Below are 521 nucleotides of genomic sequence, written 5' to 3' on the forward strand. Positions count from 1 at the left end.
ATTTTACGGCTTGGGCTTAGTTCTATTGGGTTAGCAATGAACGGGTCCGAGGTGACTTGCTCTACTACCGGGTGGCGACCTGCTTGAATGTGAATACCTGCGTCTTTAACTAGAGTAGGGCGGCAATAATCCAATGAGTCTGCGCGTTCTGCTAGGTTTTGTAACACGTCCATCTGTGAAACGGCAGAAGCTAGGTTTTGCATTTGTTCAAGATGAGGCATCAGCAAATCGAACAGCTCTTCCCACAGTTTTTTCTCTAGTGCGAGTGCTTTTGATTTTGAGTTCAGAACTTTGTCTTCATGCTCTTTAAGCTCAGGAATAATGTAGCGCTCGGCATTTTTCAGAGTTTGGCGACGCACGTAATGTGGCGGTACCAAATGGCTTTGGCCACGGCTTACCTGAATGAAGAACCCATGTACGGCGTTGTAGCCAACTTTCAGCGTATCGATGCCATGACGCTCGCGTTCATCCGCTTCGAGCTTTTCTAGATACTCGGTTGCACCATCAGCGAGCTTGCGCCA

At 48.2% G+C, this 521-nt stretch carries 1 pseudogene; it reads right to left on the reverse strand.

The annotated features are described in order from the left end of the window. Positions 1-521, reverse strand: a pseudogene (locus R7P74_RS29290) (DNA mismatch repair protein MutS); the annotation flags it as partial.

The sequence above is a fragment of the Vibrio sp. 2033 genome, assembly GCF_033339735.1.